General features: G+C 68.2%; 21 protein-coding genes. 15 read left to right on the top strand and 6 right to left on the bottom strand.

Features of this window, described 5'->3' with window-relative positions; translation table 11 throughout:
- The 10 genes from OXN85_01355 to OXN85_01400 form a co-directional block, all read left to right on the top strand.
- Nucleotides 1–286 (top strand): ABC transporter ATP-binding protein (locus OXN85_01355; GenBank protein MCY3598607.1); only part of this gene is annotated, 286 nt, incomplete at its 5' end.
- A gap of 25 nt (nt 287–311) precedes the next feature.
- The gene (sufB, locus tag OXN85_01360) at nt 312–1,727 is read left to right on the top strand and encodes a Fe-S cluster assembly protein SufB (GenBank protein ID MCY3598608.1); all 1,416 of its coding nucleotides are present in this window, start codon (nt 312–314) and stop codon (nt 1,725–1,727) included.
- Entirely contained in the window at nt 1,724–3,055 is a 1,332-nt protein-coding gene (sufD, locus tag OXN85_01365) for a Fe-S cluster assembly protein SufD (protein MCY3598609.1), read from the top strand. The genes sufB and sufD overlap by 4 nt, the downstream gene beginning before the upstream one ends.
- Entirely contained in the window at nt 3,052–3,363 is a 312-nt protein-coding gene (locus OXN85_01370; GenBank protein ID MCY3598610.1) for a non-heme iron oxygenase ferredoxin subunit, read from the top strand. The genes sufD and OXN85_01370 overlap by 4 nt, the downstream gene beginning before the upstream one ends.
- Nucleotides 3,364–3,400: 37 nt before the next feature.
- The gene (locus OXN85_01375) at nt 3,401–4,708 is read left to right on the top strand and encodes a cysteine desulfurase (protein MCY3598611.1); all 1,308 of its coding nucleotides are present in this window, start codon (nt 3,401–3,403) and stop codon (nt 4,706–4,708) included.
- Nucleotides 4,709–4,712: 4 nt separating this feature from the next.
- Nucleotides 4,713–5,210: an SUF system NifU family Fe-S cluster assembly protein gene (locus OXN85_01380; GenBank protein MCY3598612.1), complete on the top strand. Its 498-nt coding sequence runs from the start codon at nt 4,713–4,715 to the stop codon at nt 5,208–5,210.
- A complete protein-coding gene (rsgA, locus tag OXN85_01385; protein MCY3598613.1) occupies nt 5,207–6,118 on the top strand; it encodes a ribosome small subunit-dependent GTPase A in 912 nt (303 codons plus the stop codon). The genes OXN85_01380 and rsgA overlap by 4 nt, the downstream gene beginning before the upstream one ends.
- Complete coding sequence (locus tag OXN85_01390) at nt 6,115–6,711, top strand: CoA pyrophosphatase (protein MCY3598614.1); 597 nt, start codon at nt 6,115–6,117, stop codon at nt 6,709–6,711. The genes rsgA and OXN85_01390 overlap by 4 nt, the downstream gene beginning before the upstream one ends.
- The gene (locus tag OXN85_01395; protein ID MCY3598615.1) at nt 6,708–6,902 is read left to right on the top strand and encodes a hypothetical protein; all 195 of its coding nucleotides are present in this window, start codon (nt 6,708–6,710) and stop codon (nt 6,900–6,902) included. Before OXN85_01390 ends, OXN85_01395 begins: the two co-directional genes overlap by 4 nt.
- Nucleotides 6,903–7,175: an OsmC family protein gene (locus tag OXN85_01400; protein MCY3598616.1), complete on the top strand. Its 273-nt coding sequence runs from the start codon at nt 6,903–6,905 to the stop codon at nt 7,173–7,175. It begins immediately after the preceding gene.
- A gap of 66 nt (nt 7,176–7,241) precedes the next feature.
- On the opposite strand, the gene OXN85_01405 is transcribed toward OXN85_01400, so the two are convergent.
- Both OXN85_01405 and OXN85_01410 read right to left on the bottom strand, forming a co-directional pair.
- The gene (locus tag OXN85_01405) at nt 7,242–8,615 is read right to left on the bottom strand and encodes a dipeptidase (GenBank protein ID MCY3598617.1); all 1,374 of its coding nucleotides are present in this window, start codon (nt 8,613–8,615) and stop codon (nt 7,242–7,244) included.
- Nucleotides 8,616–8,758: 143 nt separating this feature from the next.
- Nucleotides 8,759–9,898 carry a diaminopropionate ammonia-lyase gene (locus tag OXN85_01410; protein MCY3598618.1) on the bottom strand — a complete coding sequence of 380 codons (1,140 nt, stop codon included), beginning with the start codon at nt 9,896–9,898 and terminating at the stop codon, nt 8,759–8,761.
- A 120-nt stretch (nt 9,899–10,018) separates the two neighbouring features.
- Between OXN85_01410 and OXN85_01415 the strand changes: the two genes are divergently transcribed.
- The 4 genes from OXN85_01415 (at nt 10,019) to OXN85_01430 (ending at nt 15,175) form a co-directional block, all read left to right on the top strand.
- Nucleotides 10,019–10,393 (top strand): VOC family protein, encoded by a 375-nt coding sequence (locus OXN85_01415; protein MCY3598619.1) that lies wholly within the window; start codon nt 10,019–10,021, stop codon nt 10,391–10,393.
- 78 nt (nt 10,394–10,471) lie between these two features.
- Nucleotides 10,472–11,776 (top strand): hypothetical protein, encoded by a 1,305-nt coding sequence (locus OXN85_01420; GenBank protein MCY3598620.1) that lies wholly within the window; start codon nt 10,472–10,474, stop codon nt 11,774–11,776.
- A gap of 238 nt (nt 11,777–12,014) precedes the next feature.
- Nucleotides 12,015–12,422 (top strand): hypothetical protein, encoded by a 408-nt coding sequence (locus OXN85_01425; GenBank protein ID MCY3598621.1) that lies wholly within the window; start codon nt 12,015–12,017, stop codon nt 12,420–12,422.
- A gap of 185 nt (nt 12,423–12,607) precedes the next feature.
- Nucleotides 12,608–15,175, top strand: a complete 2,568-nt coding sequence (locus OXN85_01430; protein ID MCY3598622.1) for a DPP IV N-terminal domain-containing protein — start codon at nt 12,608–12,610, stop codon at nt 15,173–15,175.
- 47 nt (nt 15,176–15,222) lie between these two features.
- Here the strand turns inward: OXN85_01430 and OXN85_01435 are convergent, their stop codons facing one another.
- The 3 genes from OXN85_01435 to OXN85_01445 form a co-directional block, all read right to left on the bottom strand.
- Complete coding sequence (locus OXN85_01435) at nt 15,223–17,979, bottom strand: pitrilysin family protein (GenBank protein ID MCY3598623.1); 2,757 nt, start codon at nt 17,977–17,979, stop codon at nt 15,223–15,225.
- A gap of 36 nt (nt 17,980–18,015) precedes the next feature.
- Nucleotides 18,016–19,269: an NADP-dependent isocitrate dehydrogenase gene (gene icd / locus OXN85_01440; GenBank protein ID MCY3598624.1), complete on the bottom strand. Its 1,254-nt coding sequence runs from the start codon at nt 19,267–19,269 to the stop codon at nt 18,016–18,018.
- A gap of 219 nt (nt 19,270–19,488) precedes the next feature.
- Nucleotides 19,489–20,511 carry a transporter gene (locus OXN85_01445; GenBank protein MCY3598625.1) on the bottom strand — a complete coding sequence of 341 codons (1,023 nt, stop codon included), beginning with the start codon at nt 20,509–20,511 and terminating at the stop codon, nt 19,489–19,491.
- A 354-nt stretch (nt 20,512–20,865) separates the two neighbouring features.
- Between OXN85_01445 and OXN85_01450 the strand changes: the two genes are divergently transcribed.
- Entirely contained in the window at nt 20,866–21,159 is a 294-nt protein-coding gene (locus tag OXN85_01450; protein MCY3598626.1) for a hypothetical protein, read from the top strand.
- A gap of 30 nt (nt 21,160–21,189) precedes the next feature.
- Here OXN85_01450 and OXN85_01455 read toward each other — a convergent pair.
- A partial coding sequence (locus OXN85_01455) for a PDZ domain-containing protein (protein MCY3598627.1) occupies nt 21,190–22,090 on the bottom strand: 901 nt, incomplete at its 5' end.

A 22,090-nucleotide genomic window follows, 5' to 3' on the forward strand; every position in this document is an offset into this window, starting at 1 on the left:
GGCCGTGCTTCGGCCGGCGCTCGGGGTCCTGGACGAGACGGACAGCGGACTCGACATCGACGCGCTCAAGGTCGTGGCCCGCGGAGTGAACCGCCTGTCCGAGGCCGACGAGGCGCTCGGCGTGCTGCTCATCACGCACTACAAGCGGATCCTCAACTACATCCAGCCGGATGTCGTGCACGTGATGATGGCCGGCCGCATCGCGGAGAGCGGCGGCGCCTCGCTCGCCGACAAGCTGGAAGCCGAGGGATACGACTGGCTTCACCAGGCGGCGGCGGCCGTCTGATTCCGTAAGGGAAGGTGGAAGAACCATGCCTCAGAACGAGACCATCACCGGGCTAGGGCTCGACGAGTACAAGTACGGCTTCGTCACGGAGGACAAGCCCGTCTTCAAGGCCGTCCCCGGGCTCTCCAGCGACATCGTGCGCCAGATCTCGCTTCACAAGGAAGAGCCGGAATGGATGCTCGACTTCCGGCTGAAGGCGCTCGAGGTCTACTACTCCAAGCCGATGCCGAAGTGGGGCGGGGATCTCTCCAGGCTCGAGGACACGCTCGACGAGATCTACTTCTACCTCAAGCCGCAGGATCAGATGGAGCGGTCCTGGGACGATGTCCCGCAGGAGATCAAGGACACGTTCGAAAAGCTCGGGATCCCCGAGGCGGAGCGTAAGGCGCTCGCCGGGGTCGGGGCCCAGTACGAGTCCGAGATGGTCTACCACTCCCTGAAGGAACAGTGGGAGGAGCAGGGCGTGATCTTCGAGTCGATCGAGGATGGACTCGCGAAGCACCCGGAGCTGTTCCGGCAGTATTTCTCGACCGTCGTCCCCACGCACGACAACAAGTTCGCGGCGCTCAACTCGGCCGTATGGTCGGGCGGGTCGTTCGTCTACATCCCGAAGGGGGTGAAGGTGGAGATCCCGCTCCAGGCCTACTTCCGGGTCAACGCGGAGCGCATGGGCCAGTTCGAGCGCACCCTCATCATCTGCGAAGAGGGGGCCGAAGCCCACTACATCGAGGGCTGCACGGCGCCGGTCTACTCGACGGACTCGTTCCACTCCGGCGTCATCGAGATCGTGGTCAAGAAGGGCGCGCGCTTCCGGTACACCACGATCCAGAACTGGTCGAACAACATGTACAACCTCGTCACGCAGCGGGCGCTCGTGCACGAGGACGCGAAGATGGAGTGGCTCGACGGGAACCTGGGCTCGAAACTCACGATGAAGTACCCGTCGTGCTTCCTGGTCGGAGAGCGGGCGCACGGCGAGATCCTCTCCATCGCGTACGCGGGGGACGGCCAGCACCAGGACACCGGCGGCAAGGTGATCCACGCCGCCCCCAACACGACGTCCCAGATCACCTCGAAGTCGATCTCGAAGGGGCTCGGGCGCTCCTCGTACCGCGGACTGTGCAAGGTGTATGACGGCGCGGAGGGCGCGAAGTCCAACGTCGAGTGCGACGCGCTGCTGCTCGACGAACAGTCGCGGACAGACACCTACCCCTACATCGAGATCGACGAGAACACGGCCTCGATCGGGCACGAGGCCACGGTCTCGAAGGTCGGCGACGAGCAGCTCTTCTACCTGATGAGCCGTGGCCTCGACGAGGCGGAGGCGATGGCGATGATCGTACGCGGCTTCATCGAGCCGGTGGCCAAGGAGTTGCCGCTCGAATACGCGATCGAACTGAACCGGCTGATCGAACTGGAGATGGAAGGGTCGGTCGGATGAGCACAATGACAGCCGGGCCGGCGGAGTCGACGCTGGCCGCGGCGGATTTCGATACGCTTGCCGGTGGGCTGACGGAACCGGAAGCGGTCGCGGGGGCGCGGGCCGCCGCATGGGAACGGTTCACCGCCCTTCCCTGGCCGACGAAGAAGTCCGAGGAATGGCGGTACACGGACCTCACGAAGGTCGGCTTCGGGGCGCTGACGCCGGTGGTCCCGGCGCCCGCGACGGCGGAAGCGCTGTCGGCGGACGTGCGCGAAGTGCTCGGGCGCTCCGGAGAACGGGCGGGCGTCGTCGTGCTGCGGGAAGGGCGCGTCGCGCATCTCGAACTCGAACCCGAGGTGGCGCGGAGCGGCGTGGTCCTGTGCTCGATCCGGGACGCGGCGGACCGGCACCTGGAGGTGTTGAGGCGCGCGCTGTTCGAGGCGCAGCCGGGCCCCGCCGAGGAGAAGCTCTGGGCGCTGCACCTCGCCCTCCTGGGCGGCGGTTACTTCCTCCATGTGCCGCGCGGGGTGGAGATGCCGGCGCCGATCCACGCGTTTCACATCGTCGAGCGGGCGGGCACACTCTCCTCCGCGCATTCGTTCGTGTACGGTGAGGAGGCCGCGCGGGCGTCGGTGATCGACGAGTTCCTCTCCGACGATCTCGAAGCGGAGACCGTCTCGCTGCACGGGGCGACGATTACGGGGGAAGCGGGCGCGGGTATCGAGTACGTCGCGCTCCAGCGCTTCGGCCGGGGCGTGAAACGGTTCTCGACGCAGCACGTCGCCGCGGGCCGCGACTCGCGGATCGTGACCTTCAACGTCACGCTGGGCGGCGACCTCTCGCGGGCGGACGTCACGAGCCGTCTCGACGGGCCCGGGAGTGACAGCGAGATGCTCGCGCTCTGGTTCGGCGACTCCGACCAGCACTTCGACCACCACACGCTGCAGCACCACGCGGCGCCGCACGCGCACAGCGACCTGCTGTTCAAGGGGGCCCTGACGGATTCGGGTTCGAGCGTCTTCCGCGGACTGATCAAGGTCGACAAGGGAGCCCAGCTCACGGACGCCTACCAGACGAACCGCAATCTGCTTCTGAGCGAGGGCTCCCACGCGTCCGCGCTTCCAAACCTCGAGATCGAGGCCGACGATGTGCGCTGCTCGCATGGGGCGACGATCGGGCAGGTGGAGGATGGACAACTCTTCTACCTGATGAGCCGCGGCCTCACGCGGCGCCAGGCCGAGCGTCTGCTCGTGTTCGGGTTCTTCGACGAGGTTCTGGGGCGCCTGCCGATGGAGGGGGTGCGGGTGCGCGTACGCGAAGCGATCGAGGAGAAGATCGGGCTATGAGCCGATTCGTCACGGTGGCCAAGGTCGACGATGTACCGGAGAACGGGACGTGCGGGGTGATGGCCGGGGACCTTGCGATCGCGCTCATCCGGAGCGGAGGCGAGGTCTACGCGCTCGAGGACTGCTGCTCCCACGAGGAGTTCCCGCTCTCGGACGGCGAGGTCGAGGCGGGCGAGATCACCTGTCTCCTCCACGGGGCGCGCTTCGATCTCGCGACCGGCGCGCCGAGGGCGCTTCCAGCGGTCATGCCGGTCCGGCGCTTCGACGTGCGAATCGACGGGGACGACATTCAGGTCGACCTCGGCTGAGCGGGATCCGGGGCCGATGGCGGAGATGACGGATACGATGCGCGCGACAAGCGTGCCAGCGTCCGGGGGTCCTTCCGCCTCGGGGGGTCGCGATGCGGGTGAGGCGTCGGACGATGGCGGCTGGGATCTCGCCGCGGTCCGGGCCCAGTTCCCCATTCTGTCGAGGGAAGTCAACGGCCACCCCCTGGCCTACCTGGACAACGCGGCAAGCTCGCAGCAGCCGCTCCGCGTCCTGAACCGGGTCGAGCGCTACCTGCGCCGGGAGCACGCGAACGTGCACCGCGGCGTGCATCAGCTCAGCGCGGAGGCGACGGAGGCCTACGAGGGCGCGCGGCGTTCGGTGGCGGCGCACGCGGGCACGACGGACCCGGCGGAGATCGTCTTCACGCGCGGCACGACGGAGGCGGTGAACCTCGTCGCGTCGAGCTGGGGGGACGCGTTCATCGGCGCGGGCGACGAGATCGTGCTCACGAAGATGGAGCACCACTCGAATCTCGTGCCGTGGCAACTGCTCGCGGGCCGCACGGGCTGCAGTCTCCGCTTCGTCGACGTCACGCCCGCGGGCACGCTCGATCTGGACGACTTCGACCGGCTCCTCGGGGAGCGGACCCGGCTGGTCGCCTGTACGCACGTCTCCAACAGCCTGGGGACCGTCAATCCGGTCCGGGAGATCGTGGACCGGGCTCACGCGGCCGGCGCGCTGACGCTCATCGACGGGGCGCAGGCCGCGCCCCACATGCTGACCGACGTCGCGAAGACCGGGTGCGATTTCTACGCGTTCAGCAGCCACAAGATGTGCGGTCCCACCGGCGTCGGGGCGCTGTGGGCCAGACGCGAGCTGCTGGAGGAGATGCCTCCTTACCAGGGCGGGGGCGAGATGATCTCGGACGTGAGACTCGAGCGATCTTCCTGGGCGAGGGTCCCGCACAAGTTCGAGGCGGGAACGCCCAACATCTCGGGCGTCGTGGGCTTCGGCGAAGCCGCCCGCTTCCTCGCGGACCTCGGGTCGGAGGCGATCGCGTCGCACGAGGACGCCCTGAAGCGCGCCGCGCTCGAGCGGCTCGACGAGATCGAAGGGCTTCGGCTGTACGGCCCCCGCGAGGAGCGGACCGCGCTCTTCTCCTTCACGTACGGCGACATACATCCGCACGACCTCTCCACGATCCTCGACCAGCGGGGGGTCGCGATCCGGGCGGGGCACCATTGCAACCAGCCGCTGATGGACCACTACGGGCTCAGCGCTACGGCCCGGGCGAGCTTCTACTTCTACAATTCGCCTGGGGAGATCGACGCGCTGTGCGACGGCCTCGCCCTGGCAGCCGAAGTCTTCGGCGGACTGGCCTGAGCCGATGATCGAACCCCGTTCTGGCACGCCGGGGACCATCGACCGGGAAATCCCCTCGTCGCTCAACCAGCTGTACCAGGAAGTCATCCTCGACCACTACCGGAAACCCCGGAACAAGGGGCAGCTCGACGGAGCCACGCATGCGATCACGATGAACAACCCGCTTTGCGGCGACGTGATCGAACTCATGTTGCGCGTGGAGGAGGGGAGGATCGCGGAGGCGCGCTTCCTGGGCCGCGGGTGCTCGATCAGCCTCGCGTCCGCGTCCATGCTCACGGGACGCGTGCTGGGGAAGTCGCTCGATCAGGCGTTGGAACTCTCCGGGAAGTTCACGCACCTCCTGCACGGAGACGAAGCGCTGCTGTCGGACGACGAGCTCGGCGATCTGCGCACGCTGGCGGGGGTCTCAAAGTTCCCGGTCCGCATCAAGTGCGCGCTGCTGGCGTGGAACTGTCTCGAGGAGCTGGGGGACGGGATGGACGAGGACCCCGGCTCCGCGTGACATCCGGCGGCCCCCTCGCTGCCGTCGGCCGCGTGCTGCGGATCGCGGGTGGGGTCTATCACGTAGACGATTCCACAACCGTGGTCCAGGCGTCGCTGCGGGGGCGCCTGAAGCGGACGGATTCGCGCATCGTTTCGGTCGGCGATCTCGTCGAGCTGGAACGCGTCGGTGACGAGATGCGGATCGTTCGGCTCCGCGCGCGAAGCGGGGCGCTCTCCCGGCACGGCGTCTCCAAGCGGCGCGAACAGGTCATCGTCGCGAACGTGGACCAGGTCGCCGTCGTCGTTTCGGTGACGGCGCCCGATCCCGACTTCCTTATGGTGGACCGGCTGCTCGCGCTTTCGGCGCTGAGCGGCATCGACGCCTTTCTCGTCGTGAACAAGACGGACCTCGGGGAGCCCACGTCCGGAGACGGCCTCGGGCAGTACGCGGCGCTCGGCGTGGAGACGCTGCCGACGAGCGCCGAATCGGGGGCGGGACTGACGGCGCTTGCCGGACGCCTCACGGGGCGGATCACGGTCCTCAGCGGGCAGTCGGGCGTGGGGAAGTCGAGCCTGTTGAACGCGCTCGTCCCGGAACTCGACCTGCGCGTGGGCGAGATCAGCGAGCGGCGGGGACGCGGGCGGCACACGACGGTGGCTTCGGCGCTCTATCGATACCCGGACGGCGGCTACGTCGCGGACACGCCCGGCCTGCAGTACCTGGCGCTGTGGGGGCTGGATCCGGCGGAACTTCCGGGGGGCTTCGTCGAGATCGCCGCGGCTGGCGAGGGCTGCCGGTTCGCGGACTGCCGACATCGAGTGGAGCCGGATTGCGCGGTTCGCGCGGCCGTGGAGGAGGGGGAGATCCGGCCCCGGCGGCTGGAGAGCTACCTGCGGCTCCTCGACGAAGCGGAGAAGGGTCGGTGAGCGAAGGTTGGAGCCGGGGGCGGGTCGCGCGTCGGCTAGCGGCGGCGGGCCACACCGTCGTCGACGCCGGGGCAGCGGAGCGTCACGCGGCTGTGACCCTCGTGGTTCGTCCGCGGGGACCGGAGTTGGAGGTGCTCTTCGTCCGGCGGGCGGAGGTCCCCGGCGACCCCTGGTCCGGCCACATGGCGCTTCCCGGCGGACACCGGGATGCGGCGGACGCGGATCTCATGGAGACAGCGCGACGCGAGTTGCGCGAGGAAGTGGGGCTCGATCTTCCGCGCGGCGGGTTCCTCGGGCGGCTCGACGACCTGCACCCGGTGACGCGCCGGATCCCGTCGATCCTCATCTCTCCCTTCGTCGCCTGGCACGGGGAGGACGTCCGCGTCTCGACCAACGCCGAGGTGCAGTATCACGTCTGGGCCCCGCTCGGCGCGCTGCGCGACCCGTCTCTGCGCTCCGAGATCCGCTACCCGGATGGTGGCCGCGAACACGTGTGGCCTTCCATCTTGTACGAGGGCGACGCCATTTGGGGACTCACGCACCGCGTCGTCATGAACTTCCTCGACATCATCATGGAGAGAACCAGCCGATGAGTGAAGTTGTCTACCGCTCGCACGTGAAGATCGTGCGGCAGAAGGGGCCATACCGCACGGCGGAGATCCCGGCCACGGACGCGCCGGTCGAGTTCGGCGTCCATTCCGCGATCGCCGAGTACTACGGGGTCCGCGACCAACGCGACGTCGCCACGACCCTCGACTACGTCATTGCCGCGACCGGCGGCTGACTGGCCGGAACCTTCGGGGGCGCGCTGGAAGCGCGCGGCGTAAAGGCGGATGAAGGACGGTTGGTGGCGAACGTGGAGGGCGAGGTCGAGACGGACGACGGCGTGCTCGTGATCCGGAGGATCCGCGCCCGATATCGGCTCCAGGCGGACGAGGCGCACGCCGACGCGATCCAGCGTGCGTTCGAGGCCCATCCGCCGAAGTGTCCGGTCTACCGAACGCTCTCCGGCTGCATCGAGATCACGACGGAACTCGACGTCGTACCCGTCGCCTGAACTCCTGCCGGCAGGCCGTAGCAGGACCCCGCGTCAGCGCCGGTCGCGGGGTCTTGTCACGGGCTGTTAGGTCAACGGGTCGGCGAGGCGGCCGTAGAGGTCGGCGAGGGCCGCGATCCCCTTTCGGTAGACGCCGAGATCGATCCACTCGTCCGGTGCATGCATGTTGCAGCCGGGGAGCGCGAAGCCGATGAGGAGCGCGGGTGCGCCGAATGTCTCCTCGAATTCCTGCACGATGGGGATCGAGCCGCCCTCGCGGATGTACGCGGGCGGGGCGCCGAACCCCGACTCCAGCGCGGCGGAGGCGGCGTCGAAGACGGCATGTTCGGTGTCGGCCACCCACGGGGCGCCGCCGTGCGAGCGCTTGATCTCGACCGTCACGCCCTCCGGCGCGAGTTCGCGGACGCGGGCCTCGAAGGCCTCGACCACCTGCGCCGGGTCCTGGTCCGGCACCAGCCGCATCGACACCTTCGCCATCGCGTGGGCGGGGAGGACGGTCTTCGAACCTTCGCCGGTGAAGCCGCTGAGCAGCCCGTTCACGTCGAGCGTGGGGCGGTACCATAGCCGCTCCAGAGCCGAGAACCCGGCTTCCCCGCCGAGGGCCGGCGCTCCGACGCCCGCCCGGAGCGTCTCCTCATCCATGGGGAGGCGTTCGAGATCGGCGCGTTCGCGCGGGCTGATGGGTCGGACCGCATCGTAGTATCCCGGCACGGTGGCGCGGCCGTGCTCGTCCCGAAGGCCGGCGAGGATGGCGGCCAGGGCGTTGGCGGGGTTCACCACAGCACCACCGTAGGTGCCGGAGTGAAGGTCCGACCGGGGGCCGTGGACGGTGATTTCGGTGTAGACGATGCCCCGCAGTCCGGTCGTGATGCACGGCAGTTCGGGGGAGAACATCCCCGTGTCGCTGACGAGGATCGCGTCGCAGGCGAGCCGCTCGGCGTGCTCGTGGAGGAAGGCCGCGAGGTGGCGGCTTCCCACCTCCTCCTCCCCCTCGATCACCAGCTTGAGATTGACGGGGACATCCGCCCCGGACGCGAGGCGCGTTTCGAGCGCCTTGATGTGCATGTGGACCTGACCCTTGTCGTCGATCGATCCGCGGGCGTACAGGCGGCCGTCGCGGACCTCCGGGTCGAACGGCGGGCTCGTCCACAACTCGTCGGGCTCCGAGGGCTGCACATCGTAGTGTCCGTATACGAGGACGGTCGGGGCGTCGTCTGCGTGGATCCGTTCGCCGACGACGATGGGATGCCCCCCGGTTTCGATGACCTCGGCCTTCTGCATCCCGGCCGCGATGAGGTGTTCGGCGACCCAGCCCGCGCAGGCGCGGACGTCGCCCGCGTGCTCCGGATCGGTGCTGATGCTGGGGATGCGGAGAAAGGTCTTGAGTTCATCGTGGAACCGCGTGAGTTCGCGGTCGATATGGGCAGCGAAATCGGACATGTGACTCCTGGGCGGGTTGAGGGAGTTCAAAGCGCCGGAGCGGCTCGCGCGCGCGATTCGGGGTATCGGCATGTTCGATCAGCGTGATCGATCAGCGTGATCGACTATACGGAGGCGGGGGGCGGCGGCAAGCGGCCGGGTCGTCAGTCGAATCGCTGCTCGGTGACGATCGCGCCGACGCGCGCGGAGGCGTCGAGGCCGAGGAGCCGGCGCAGGCCGGGGAGGCGGGCCAGGGCGAGGAGCGCCCCTGCGCCGGCGGCGCCGGACGGGCCCGCGATGATGCGGGCGCCCAGCCGACCGGACTCGAGCGCCTCGGCGCCGGCGGCCCACACGGGCTCGGGGAGCGCGACCGCCGCGTCGAGCAGCGGCGCCAGGTAGTCCCAGGCGATCGTCGACGCGACGCCGGCGGCGAGACCACCCATCGCGGTGCGGAACGGCGGTTCCGCGCGGCTCGCCCGGCCGAGCCGCAGGCTCCGGCCGAAGCAGTCGGCCCGCCACGGCTCGACGGCGATGAAGCGCGGCCGTCCCTCGCCGCACGCCTGCGCGAAATGGCCGCACACTCCGGTCGCGAGGCCGCCGACGCCCGCCTGCACGAAGAGGTGCGTGAGGGGCGCCGCGCCGACATCCGCGAGGTCGTCCAGCATCTCCGCGGCGAGGAGCGTGTAGCCCGCCATGATGCGGCGGGGCGTTTCCTCGTAGCCTTCGTACGCCGTGTCGGAAACGACGATCCAGCCGTTCCGCGCGGCCTCCCGGTCGGTGTGCCCGACGACGCCGTCGTACTCGCCGGGTACGCGGACCACCCTCGCCCCGTGTCCCTCGATCGCGCGGGCGCGGGCGGGGATCGCGTCTTCCGGAAGGAAGATCACGCAGCGACACCCGAACTCGGCGCTCCCCCACGCCACGGATCGGCCGTGGTTCCCCGCCGAGGCGGTCGTGACCGTGATCTCCGCCGCCAGCGGATGCCCGGCCCGCAACTCCGCCGCCGTAGGCCGGGCTCCGCTCCGGCGCTCGATCTCGTCCTGCAGTGCGCGCAGGACCGCGAACGCCCCGCCGAGCGCCTTGAACGAGCCGAGCCCGAAGCGCGGCGATTCATCCTTGACCCGGACCGACTCCACCCCCAGCAACGCGGCGAGCCCCGGCAGTGTTACCATCGGCGTCGCGTCGTACCCACTCCAGCCTCGGATCACGTCTCTAGCCGCCGCGGCCGTAGACGGGTCCAGGATCCCGTCCGCGGCTTCGCGCCGCAGTTCCGGCGAGCGGAGCGAAAGACGGAGGGCGCTCATCGCGCGGGTGGGTGGGACCGGAGGGCCAGCTGGCCTCGGCGCGCGCGTTTGGCCGGTCCGCTTCCGGGCATCAGTTTCCCGGCGGCCATGGCCGTTACACTCCAAACCGGGAGCGAACTCTTGGACCTCGGGCTGTTCTCGATCAGTCTCACGGTAAAGGACCTCGCCGCCTCGAAGGCGTTTTACGAGAAGCTCGGTTTCGTACAGACGGGCGGTGACGCCGAGGCAAACTACCTGATCATGAAGAACGGCGAGACGGTGATCGGCCTCTTCCACGGCATGTTCGAGAAGAACATCCTCACCTTCAATCCGGGGCTCACGCTCGAGGGCGAGCCGATGGAGTCGTGGACGGACGTCCGGGAGCTCGAACGGACGCTGCGCGAACGTGGCGTGGAGATCACGCATGGAACGGAGGAGGCGGGCGATTCCGGGCCCGCACACGTCGTCCTCGAGGACCCCGACGGCAACCCGATCCTCATCGACCAGTTCTTCTAGCCACCGGACGTTCGAGTGAGAGGCCTCTCAACCCCGATCCAGCCTGAGTTGCGCGTTCCCGCAGGAACGTCGCCGTTCGTGAACCGTCTCCGGATTCTTCGCATCGGCGGCCTCGCGTTCGCGGCGGGGCTCGTATTCGCCAGCCTGGTGCTCGTCCCCCTGGCGGCGCAGGAGGTGACGCCGATTGCCAACGGCAACGGCGCGCTTCGCGTCTTCTTCGACTGCGACGGCGGCCGCGGGATGTGCGACTTCGACTTCTACCGGCGCGAGATCCCGTACGTGAACTACACGCGCGACCGCGAGGACGCGCAGGTCCACGTCCTCATGACCTCGGAAGACACCGGCAGCGGAGGTCGGCGCTTCACGCTCGACTACATCGGGCGGGAGGAGTTCGCCGAGATCACGGACCGGCTCGAAGTCGTGACGCGCCCCAACCTCGCGTTGGAGCAGCGGCTGACGGACGTGGCTCGGACGCTCGAACTGGGATTGCTGCGCTACATCGCACGTACCGAGCAGGCTTCGAGCATCGATGTCCGCTACGACGGAGCCGGGGGCGGCGAGATCGCCGCCCGGCCCGAGGACGATCCGTGGAACTTCTGGACCTTCCGGCTGCGGGCGAACGCCGACCTCGAGGTGGACGAGCGCACCGAGGAGTACGAATTCGAGACTGGCTTCTCGGCCGACCGGGTTACGGACGCCCTGAAACTCGAGTTCTCCGTCGACGCGAGCTACAACCGGCGCCTGTTCGAGACCTCCGACACGACATCCGTTACCAGCGTCCGGGAGAGCTGGGAAGCCGAGGGGCTCAGCGTGTGGAGCCTGTCGGATCACTGGTCGGCGGGCGCCGCGTACGAGGTGGGGCACTCCAGCTTCGCCAACGAAGACCTGCAGCTTCGGGTGGGGCCGGCGCTGGAGTACAACATCTATCCCTACTCCGAGTCGACCCGCAGGCAGTTCAATTTCCTCTACACGATCGGCCTCCGGTACCACGACTACATCGAGCAGACCGTCTTCCTGAAGGACGAGGAGACGCTCCCGCACCACCGTTTCAGCGTACGCCTCAGCGTCCGCCAGCCGTGGGGCGAGTCGTACGGGTTCCTCACCTTCTCCCAGTTCCTGCACGATCCGTCAAAGAACCGCTTCACCGCCTTCGCCGGGGCCGATTTCCGGATCTTCCGCGGGCTGTCGCTCCGGCTCAATGCGAACTACTCGCGCATCCGCGACCAGCTCAACGTGCCATCCGGCGACGCCACCACGGAGGAGGTCCTCCTCCGTCAGCGCATCCTCCAGAGCGGCTTCGAGTACGGCGTGTCGGTAGGGTTCTCCTACACGTTCGGGTCGATCTACTCCAACGTGGTCAACCCCCGCCTGGACCGCTTCTAGCAGCTCGAAGCCGCGAAGGCCGATCAGGCTCCCGATCCCGCGGGGCCCTCCGACCGGGAGTAGCGGCCCCCGGCCGGGGGAGCGGGGCGGCCGGTCTTGCCGGTCGGGTTTCGATTCCTATGCTTCAAGGCAGGGTGGCCGCGCCCGGTGAGCCCTTTGCGCGCGCCGCGCGCGTCTGCCCGCGGGAGGAAGGGACGTGTGCGGGGGGGCTTCACCACCTTCAGGCGGAGGGAACGCCATGAACACGAAGTGCCTCATCGCCTCGATCGCCGGCGCCGTCGTCCTCTTTGTGGGCGGCTACGTCCTCTACGAACTGCTCCTTGGTGGCTTCTTTGAAGCCAACATGGGCTCAGCCACCGGTGTCATCAGGGAGTCTCCCAGTTTCCTCTGGATCGCCGTCGGCCAGCTTGCCGCCGGCGGAGTGCTCGCGACCGCCCTGGGCTGGAAGGGCGCGACGGATGTCGCGGGCGGCGCCCAGGCGGGCGCCAAGCTCGGCGCGCTCATTGCGGCGGCCTTCGGGTTCGTGGCGCTGGGCGCGATGAACACCTCGACCCTCACCTCGGTCGTCGTCGACGTCGTCGTCACGGCCGTATTGTGGGGCGCCGCCGGCGCAGTGGTCGGCATGATGCTCGGACGCGGCGACTAGCGCCACGAGCTGCTGACCTGGTTTGACCCCTGCCGGTGGGGGTCCGTCGTCTGGACTGGCTCCCCCGGTCGGGTACGTCTCCGCACGCCGCGGGGCGGCCATCTGGACAGGCCGCCCCGACCTCCTCCACGTTCTCCGACGTTCTCTCGTCGCCCGCTCCCTACACGACAACCACGAGCTTTGCCATGAAATCCGCACACCGTATCGGTCTCCGCCGTTTCGTCCCGTTCGCCGCGGTGCTCCTGCTAGCGGCGCCGCTCGCCGCGCAGGAGGCCGCCGAAGACCCGGCGAACTACCGCCTCGCGGCGCGCTTCGCGCCCTACAAGATCCAGGATCTCGTCTACTCGACCTCGGTGGACCCGCAGTGGATCGAGGGCTCCGAGTCGTTCTGGTACGAATGGGAGACGTCGGACGGCTCCTTCTACACCATCGTGGATCCGGTGGCCGGGACGAAGCGGCAGATCTTCGACAACGACCGGATCGCGGCCGAGCTGACCCGCATCACGCGCGACCCGTGGGATGGCCAGCACCTCCCGATTCGCGCGATCAAGTTCATCGACGCGAACACGCTCCAATTCGAGGTCGAGTCCTCGCAGGACGAGGAGGAAGACGACACCGAGTCGGAGATGGAGGAACTGGACGAGGAAGAGGAGGAGGGAGAACGGCAGCGCCAGCGCTCCAGGAAGAAGGTGTTCCACTTCGAGTACGATGTGAACACGCGGGTGCTGCGCGAACTCGAGGACTGGGAGGCGCCCGACAACCACCCGTCCTGGGCCAGCGTGTCGCCGGACGGACAGACCGTGATCTTCGCCCGTCACCACAACCTCCACATGATGAGCGGGGACGACTACCAGCAGTTCCTCGAGGCGCGGCGCGGCAAGAGCGGCGACGAGGCGGATGAGGCGGAGGAAGGGATCGAGGTCGAGGAGACGCAGCTCACGACGGACGGGGAGGAGCACTACAGCTACGCGGTGTTCGAGCGCGGCGACACCGACATCGAGCGGGAGGAGAACGCGGACGAGCGGAAGCGGGTGTCGGTCTCGTGGTCCCGTGATTCGCGCCGCTTCTCGCTTGTCCGCCGTGACCGGCGCGAGGTGGGGAACCTCTGGGTCATCCACATGGTCGGCAACAAGCGGCCCGAACTCGAGTCCTACAAGTACGACATGCCGGGCGAGGAGACCGTGAGCCAGCCCGAGCTTCTCATCTACGACCTCCAGGACCGCAGCATGGTCCAGGTCGCGATGCCGGAGGAGTGGAAGGACCACCGCCTCTTCACGACGTCCGCGCGCCAGTTCCGCTATCCGGACAGCGAGGAGCCGTTCCGGTCGCTGTGGCTCTCTCCCGGCTCGGACGAACTCCACTTCGTGAGGCAGAGCCGGGACCAGCACCGCGTCGACGTGATGGTGGCGGACGCGGCGACGGGCGCGGCGCGCGTGCTGTTCGAGGAGCGGCTCAACACCTACGTGGAGTTCCAGCGGCTCGAACTCCTCGCGTCGGGCGACATGCTGTGGTGGTCGGAGCGGGACGGCTGGGCGCACCTGTACCGGTTCGCGCCGGACGGGACGCTGCGCAACCGCCTCACCGAGGGCCCGTGGTCGGTGCGCCAAGTGGTCGGGATCGACGAGGCGGCCGGCGTGGTCTACTTCCAGGCCAACGCGCGCGAGGCGGGCGAGGATCCCTACTACCAGCACCTGTACCGCGTGAATCTGGACGGCTCGGGGCTCACGATTCTGAACCCGGGCGACTTCGACCACCGCGTCGAGATGGGCGAGTCCAACCGTTTCTTCGTGAGCAACTACTCGCGCGTCAACACCACGCCGGTTGCCGCCCTCCATGCCGCGAACGGCCGCCGGATCATGGACCTTGAGACCGCCGACTTCTCGAAGCTGGAGGAGGCCGGGTACGGATTCCCCGAACCCTACACGGCGAAAGCGGACGACGGGGTCACGGACCTGTACGGCGTGATCTACAAGCCGTTCGACTTCGATCCGGAGAAGACCTATCCGATCGTCGCCTACGTGTACCCCGGGCCGCAGACGGAGGCCGTGGCGAAGGCGTTCTCAACGGCGCGCTACGAGACGGCGCTGGCCCAGTTCGGGATGATCGTGATCACGGTGGGGAACCGCGGCGGCCACCCGGCCCGCTCGAAGTGGTACCACAACTACGGGTACGGGAACCTCCGCGACTACGGACTGGCGGACAAGAAGACCGCGATCGAGCAACTCGCCGACCGGCACGATTTCATCGACATCGACCGGGTGGGCATCTACGGGCACTCCGGCGGCGGGTTCATGTCGACGGCGGCGATGCTCGTCTACCCGGATTTCTTCAAGGTCGCGGTCTCATCCTCGGGGAACCACAACAACGACGTCTACAACCAGAACTGGTCGGAGAAACACCACGGGGTGAGCGAGGTGGTGGACGACAGCGGGAACGTGACGTTCGAGTACGAGATCGAGCGCAACTCGGACCTGGCCTCGAACCTGAAGGGGCACCTGCTGCTCACGACGGGGGACATCGACAACAACGTCCACCACGCCGGCACGCACCGCATGGCGGAAGCGCTGATCCGGGCTAACAAGCGCTTCGACTACTTCGTCTTCCCCGGCCAGCGGCACGGCTACGGGGACATGAGCGACTACTGGTTCTGGCTGCGCGCGGAGTATTTCGTGAAGCACCTGCTGGGCGACACGCGCTGGAGCGTGGACATCACGCAGCTGAACGTCGAACGGGAGCAGACGGGCGGCCGCTGACCGGGCCGCCCGCCGCTCCCGTCGGCGGGTCCAGCAGTCCGTGACTGCTAGGGAACGAGCTTGTTGGCGAAGTCGCCGCCCCGGATGATCGTCAGCTTCGTGGGGTCGATGTGGCGCCGCATCGCGGCCACGACATCGCCCGCCGTCAGCGTCTCGATCACGGCCTCCTGCTCCGCGTGGAAGGAGAGCGGGCGGCCGACGAACATGGAGTTCGCCAGCATGATCGCGATGACGGCGTCGTTCGCGCGGCCGTTCTGCTGCTGGTCCAGGTAGCCCCGCTTGGCCGCCTCGAACTCCTCCTCCGAGAAACCGTCCGCGAGGGTGGTCTCCAGAACATCCTCGAACGAGGCGACCACCTTGTCCGCGTTCTCGGGGGCGAAGATGGCGAAGGCCGCGAACTGCGCGTTGTCGTCGATCGGCGGCGCACCGTAGTTGGAACCCACGCCGTATGACAGGCCTTCCTCCCCCCGAATCCTGCTGAACAGACGCGAGTTCATGCCGCCGCCCAGGATGTGGTTGCCGAGGAGCAGCGCCGGGTAGTCGGGGTGATCGTCGCGCATCTGAATCGCGAGTCCGGCGAACATCATGGCGTTCGCCTTGTCCGGCGTCTCGATGTCGAGGGCGACCGCGGGTACCTCGAGGTATTGCGCCGACACACGCACGTAGGGCTCGCGCGCCGTCCAGGCTCCGAACAGCTCCTCGATCAGCGGGCGGATTTCCGCCGGATCGAAGTCGCCGACCACGGACATGGTGCCGCCCTGCGCCCCGTAGAAGCCCTCCCAGAAGGTGCGCGCCTCGTCGACCGTCGCGGCCTCAAGGCGCTCGATCTGCTCCTCGAACGTCGGCGAATAGCGGGGATGATCCACCGTATAGTCGCCGAAGTGACGTTGGAAGGCCTGCACGACCAAGGCCTGCGGTTCCGACATCTGCGACTCGATGCCGGCGAGCCGCTCTTCGCGGAGCAACTCGAACTCCGCCGCATCGAAGGCGGGCTCCTGGAGGATCTCCGCACCCAGGCGCAGCACGGCCGGCAGGTTCTCCCTGACCGTCGTGAACGACCCTCCGCCCGAGAGGGCGCTCCCGCTGACGCCGCCCTGGGCCTTGAGCCGGTCCAGTTCGTCGGAGATCTCCTGGCGAGAGCGGTTCGCCGTCCCGCGCATCAACATCGAACCCGCGAGGGAGCCGGCGGTCGCCTTCCCCATGAGGGCGCTCTCCGTGCCGTACCGCAGCGTGAAGCGCACGCTGACCGCGTCGCCGCGGTTCTCCTTCGGAAGAAAGGCGACCTTGAGGCCGTTGGGCAGTTCGAACCGCTCCGTCCGGGTCTCGATGTTCTCGATCGTGGGATCAAACGCCTCTCCCTCGGCCACCGCCTCGCGCCCTGTGTACGAGGCCACCAGCGTACCGACGTCGGGGGGTGGGGGGATCTCGGCCCGAGCCGGCGTCTCATCCGCCGGGTAGAAGTACCCGATGGTTCTGTTGGACGGCTTGAGGTAGGCCTGTGCGACCTGATGAACCGCTTCGGGCGTCACCCGTTCGAGGCGATCCCGGTGCAGGAAGAAGAGGCGCCAGTCGCCCATCGATGCCCACTCACTGAGCTGCAGGGCGATCCCCTGGGGGTTGTTGAACGAGAGTTCGATGCCCGAGAGAAAGTCCGTCTTCGCCCGGTCGACCTCCTCCTCGGCGGGAGGTTCATCGACGAGCGCTTGAATCGTGGCCAGCATGACGTCGGCGGCTTCGTCGAGCGAGTCACCCGCGCGCACCTCCGTGCCGGCGAACAGCATGCCCGGCTCGCGCAATTGGAAGTTTCCGGCGAACGCGTTGGCGGCCAGGCCCGGCTCGACGAGCGCCTGGTAGAGGCGACCGGCGGGGCGCGCGGTAAGGATGTGCGTCATCACGTCGACCGCGGCGAAGTGCTCGTGAGAACCGGGCGGCATGTGATAGGCCGCCATCGCGAACTGCACGTCGCCGACGCGGCGCAGGGTGACCGTACGCTCGCCGTCCTGGGCGGGCTCGGCGGTGTACGTCTCGAACAGTTGGTTCGCCCCCGTGCGATCCGGTCGCGGGAGGGGACCGAACTTCTCGGCCACGAGTTCGAGCGCGCGATCCGGATCGAAGCGTCCGGCGACGACGAGGATCGCGTTGTCTGGCTGGTAGTACTTCCGGTAGAAGGCCTGCAGCCGGTCGATGGGCACGTTCTCGATGTCCGCGCGCGCGCCGATCGTGGAGTTGCCGTAGTTGTGCCAGTCGTATGCCGCCGACATCACGCGCTTCTGGAGGACGCCTCGCGGGCTGTTCTCTCCCGCCTCCCACTCGTTCCGGACGACCGTCATCTCGGAATCGAGATCCTCCTGGGCGATGAACGAGTTAACCATGCGGTCGGCCTCGAGGTCGAGCGCCCACTCGAGGTTCTCGTCGGTGGCCGGGAACGTCTCGAAGTAGTTCGTGCGGTCGAACCACGTCGTACCGTTCGGGAAGGCGCCGTGTTCGTCCAGTTCCTTCGGGATGTCCGGGTGGTTCGGGGTCCCCTTGAACACCAGGTGCTCAAGGAGGTGGGCCATGCCTGTCTCGCCGTACCCTTCATGTCTCGAGCCGACGAGATAGGTGATGTTCACCGTGATGCGCTGGTTGCTCTGGTCGGGGAAGAGGAGGAAGCGCAACCCGTTCTCAAGCTGGTATTCCGTAATCCCCTCGACGCTGGCGACCTCGGTGACGCCGGCCGGAAGCTGGGCCTCGACCGTACCTGGTACCGCCAGCGCGGACACGAACCCCGCCACCGCCGCCGCGAACCTGCCTGTCTTACTCATCTCTTTCTCCATCTCCATCGGATTGTGCCGGACCCGTCACATGTTGTCGATCATGGCCTGGCCGAACTCGCTGCACCTGAGGAGCGTTGCGCCTTCCATCAGGCGCTCGAAGTCGTACGTCACCCGCTTCTCGCTTATGGTGGCGCTCAGGGAGGATACGATAAGGTCGGCGGCTTCGTTCCACCCCAGGTGCCGCAGCATCATCTCCCCCGACAGGATGACGGATCCCGGGTTCACCTTGTCCTGCCCCGCGTACTTCGGCGCGGTGCCGTGCGTCGCCTCGAAGATCGCGTGGCCCGTCTCGTAGTTGATGTTCGCGCCGGGGGCGATGCCGATCCCGCCCACCTGCGCGGCGAGCGCGTCCGAGATGTAGTCCCCGTTCAGGTTCATCGTGGCGATCACGTCGTACTCCGCGGGCCGCGTGAGGATCTGCTGTAGAAACGCGTCGGCGATCACATCCTTGACGACGATGCCGTCCGAGGTCTCGCACCAGGGGCCGCCGCCGAACTCCCGCGCGCCGAACTCGTCCTTCGCGAGTTCGTAGCCCCAGTCGCGGAAGCCGCCCTCGGTGAACTTCATGATGTTCCCCTTGTGGACGAGCGTGACGCTCCCGTATCCCCGGTCGCCGGCGTATCGGATCGCGGCGCGGACGAGTCGCTGCGTCCCTTCCCGCGAGATCGGCTTCACCCCGAAGGAACTCGTCTCCGGGAAACGGATCGTCGATACGCCCATCTCGTCGTGCAGGAAGGCGCGCAGGCGGCGGGCCTCCTCGCTCCCGGCCTCCCACTCGATGCCGGCGTAGATGTCCTCGGTGTTCTCGCGGAAGATCGTCATGTCGACGAGGTCCGGCTGGCGGACCGGCGACGGGACGCCCTTGAACCAGCGTACGGGCCGCACGCACGCGAACAGGTCGAGTTGCTGGCGCAGCGCCACGTTGAGCGAGCGGATCCCTCCGCCCACGGGCGTCGTGAGGGGCCCCTTGATCGCGACGCGGTGGTGCCGGATGGCTCGGAGCGTGTCAGCGGGGAGCCAGTCCCCGGTGCGATCGAACGCCTTCTGGCCCGCGAGCACCTCGAACCACGCGATCCGCCGCTCGTCGCCGTAGGCCTTTTCGACGGCCGCTTCGAACACCGCGCTCGCGGCGCGCCAGATGTCGGGGCCGATCCCATCTCCTTCGATGAAGGGAATGATCGGACGGTCGGGCACGTCGAGGCGGTCGCCGGCCATGCGGATGGTTTCCCCGCCGGAGGGCGTGCGCAGCGTGTCATATGCAGGAGACGCGTCGGACATGGGGGTTTCTCGAAAGGTTTCGGGGATCTTCGCCGACCCGGGGCCGGCGGTGGTGGGAGGAGAGAGTACGCCCGCCCTTCACCGATGACAAACCGCTCAGACTGTATACATGCACGTCGTACGTATACGCCGTGTGCAAGCAGGACCTCATGTGGAATCTCATGGCAACGCCGTACGGGAGCCGACCGAGGCGGCTCCCGTACGGTAACAATCTACCGATCAGTGGCTTATGGGCACGATCTGCAGACCCAGCACGAAGGTCAGATCGGTTTCGAGTTGTGGGCCCTCGAGGTCGCGAACGAGGGGTAGGAGCACCTCGCCGGCGATCCGAAACGCCCTGGCCCGGGGGATGTAGAGGTTGAAGCTCACCCCCCCCTCGACCACCGTCCCAGCGCGGAGATCGGTGCGGGCCGTGGGTACCATCTGCGGGTTCACGCTGGGCGCGGCGTCCCTCCCGTCGATGTTCCCGATCCGGGTGGCGACCAGCCGCACGCCCGCCGAGACGTTGCGCCCCAGCACCCGAGCCCACCAGGCCGTTCCCTGCACCTTGTTGCCGAGCGCCCAGTCACGGTCGTTCCTGCCCGTGCGCATCACGGCGTTCCCCTGGGCTCCCCAGGACCAGTCGCCGGCCTGGCCCAGCCACGTAAGGCCGGGGCGCAAGTCGAGCGTGCCGGACCCGATCTGCATGGGGTAGGGGAGCTGAACTTCCATCCCCTGACTGATGGGGAGGACACCCTTCTCCTCGATCGATCCGGTCGGCAGGCCGACCATCGCGTTCAGGTGCAGCGACTGGTTCGCCCAGTCGGCCAAGCCGACCATGGCGCCCACCCTGATATCGCCCATCCCGCTCGATTCGGTCGTGAACGACCCGCCGTGGCGCGTGATGTGGTCCATCGAACTGGACACAAAGGGGAGCATCGCCATGAAGGTGATGCGATCGGACGGCGCGAACATGGCCCCGAACATGTGCATCGTCATGGGCATGCGGGTAGGGGTGATCATGAACCCCCCGCCCGGGGAAACGATATCCGCATCGGCGATGGGATCCGTGCCGATGCGGCTCCCCTCCATGGTCATCGCCATGTAGCGGTACGAGAGCATCACCTCGCTCGCCTCGTGGCGGTGGTCGCCCATGACTCCGACCGGGGCGTGGCTGTCCGCGCGCGAGGCGTTCCACTGCGCGGCGACGGGTGCGGCAAGGACGAGCAGCGCGAATGCGCCGAGCATCGTGCTTTTCTTCAAGGTTCGACTCCTCGTTCGATAAGGGATTGCGCGGCCGATCGATGCACGCGGGCGAAGGGCGCCGGGATCGATTCGGCAACGGGCACGAGCGCGCGCAGCGGCCGACGCGGCCGACGCGGTTCGCACCCCGCACGATTTGTAGCTGCTATTGCTGAGGAGTCAGGCGGGGGGTGGTTGAGCGAACGGTCTGAGGTACGCGGTCGGGTCGGGAGCCGGCCTGGTGTCGGGTCGCTCTCCGTGCGGCGATCGGCTTTCCGACGTTGGCTGGGTGGCCCCAACGGCGGCCGCCATGTGTGCCGGACCGGTGCAGGTGAGGCAGATGCCGAGGCAGTCGCAGGGTCCGTCGGAATGTGGATGCGCCGGCGCGGCGCCCGAGCCTTCGGCGTGAGCGGACTCCGCGTGGCGGTCCCCATGGTGGTGCCCGTGGCCGGCCTCCGCGTGCGTCCCGTGGAGTGTGGCGGCCCGGGTCTCCGGCTCGTCGCCGTGCGCCGCCTGATGCTTGGGACAGGGCTGAAGGGCGGCGCCCGGTCCGATCCCGAGGAGGAAGGCCGCGATGACGGCATACGTATCCACTCGGACGCGTACTCGTCCTCTACCCTCGATGCGGCTCCGCTGTCCCGGACGGTTTCGAGCCATGTGAGAATCTAATGTGGCGCCGCGAAAACCCGCGAGTCGGCCTCAGCGCCGGGGCCAGACTCCGCTCATCTCTTCACCTCCCCGCACCCACACCACGCCCAGACCTCGTTCCCGTTCCGATTCGAGCGCCGCGACCAGATCTTCCAGGTCGCGTATCGGACGGTCGCCCGCTCTCACGAGGAGATCTCCCGGCCCGAGCCCGAGCCGGTCGGTGACCGTCCCCCCGGCGACCCGGAGCACGAGGAGACCGTCGAGGCCGGGCCGGTCGGAAAAGTCGCGCACGGGCTCGAACTCGGCCCCGGCGAACGTGCGGTGGAAGCGGACGGCGAGTTCCGTCTCCGCCAATGCCAACTGGGCGATACGAATCGCGCGGCGCCGGAACTCCGCCGTCGAGAGGCGGGCCCGTACCGCCCCGACGCGCTCGAGCGCGACCGTGAAGTTGCGGTACGCCGATTCGGACTCCCGCCGCAGATCGCTCAGCACTTCCCGGCGGACGGCCGGCAACTCCGACGCCGGGCGGTCGCGCACCGGAAGTACGCTGAGCCGACCGTCGACGACCCGCACGGCGGAGGGCTCCACCGCGACGCCGATGTCCTCCGTATCGCGGACGGTGAGAGCGAAGCCGGGGCCGTCGCCCCCGGTCGGATCCGTCAGCCAGAGGACGAACGTGTTCCGCTGCGGAGTACCGGCGGTCGCCACCACCGTCCGGCGGCCCACCATCGGAACGGCGTCCGCGTCCGGCGGCCGGACGTCGGGCATGATTTCGAAGATGTGGCGCTCCCCGCCTCGAGTCACTTCCAGCCGAACGGGAACGCTCGGTCGGATGGAGGCGAGCCTGTCGGGCAGGTTGGCGAGGGTGAGTTCCACGCCGTCCATCGCCGCGAGCCGGTCGCCGGCGAGGAGCCCCGCGCGCGCCGCCGGTCCGCCATCCTGCATCTCGCGA

Source organism: Candidatus Palauibacter australiensis, assembly GCA_026705295.1.
Classification (GTDB): Bacteria; Gemmatimonadota; Gemmatimonadetes; order Palauibacterales; family Palauibacteraceae; genus Palauibacter; species Palauibacter australiensis.

What these genes read in the sequence shown, in the direction of transcription:
- icd (MCY3598624.1), bottom strand. Translation starts at nt 19,269, where the DNA reads ATGTCCGACGCGTCTCCTGCATATGACACGCTGCGCACGCCCTCCGGC.
- OXN85_01370 (MCY3598610.1), top strand. Translation starts at nt 3,052, where the DNA reads ATGAGCCGATTCGTCACGGTGGCCAAGGTCGACGATGTACCGGAGAAC.
- OXN85_01395 (MCY3598615.1), top strand. Translation starts at nt 6,708, where the DNA reads ATGAGTGAAGTTGTCTACCGCTCGCACGTGAAGATCGTGCGGCAGAAG.
- sufB (MCY3598608.1), top strand. Translation starts at nt 312, where the DNA reads ATGCCTCAGAACGAGACCATCACCGGGCTAGGGCTCGACGAGTACAAG.
- OXN85_01380 (MCY3598612.1), top strand. Translation starts at nt 4,713, where the DNA reads ATGATCGAACCCCGTTCTGGCACGCCGGGGACCATCGACCGGGAAATC.
- sufD (MCY3598609.1), top strand. Translation starts at nt 1,724, where the DNA reads ATGAGCACAATGACAGCCGGGCCGGCGGAGTCGACGCTGGCCGCGGCG.
- OXN85_01450 (MCY3598626.1), top strand. Translation starts at nt 20,866, where the DNA reads ATGCGCCGGCGCGGCGCCCGAGCCTTCGGCGTGAGCGGACTCCGCGTG.
- OXN85_01410 (MCY3598618.1), bottom strand. Translation starts at nt 9,898, where the DNA reads ATGAGCGCCCTCCGTCTTTCGCTCCGCTCGCCGGAACTGCGGCGCGAA.
- OXN85_01430 (MCY3598622.1), top strand. Translation starts at nt 12,608, where the DNA reads ATGAAATCCGCACACCGTATCGGTCTCCGCCGTTTCGTCCCGTTCGCC.
- OXN85_01375 (MCY3598611.1), top strand. Translation starts at nt 3,401, where the DNA reads ATGCGCGCGACAAGCGTGCCAGCGTCCGGGGGTCCTTCCGCCTCGGGG.
- OXN85_01435 (MCY3598623.1), bottom strand. Translation starts at nt 17,979, where the DNA reads ATGAGTAAGACAGGCAGGTTCGCGGCGGCGGTGGCGGGGTTCGTGTCC.
- OXN85_01405 (MCY3598617.1), bottom strand. Translation starts at nt 8,615, where the DNA reads ATGTCCGATTTCGCTGCCCATATCGACCGCGAACTCACGCGGTTCCAC.
- OXN85_01425 (MCY3598621.1), top strand. Translation starts at nt 12,015, where the DNA reads ATGAACACGAAGTGCCTCATCGCCTCGATCGCCGGCGCCGTCGTCCTC.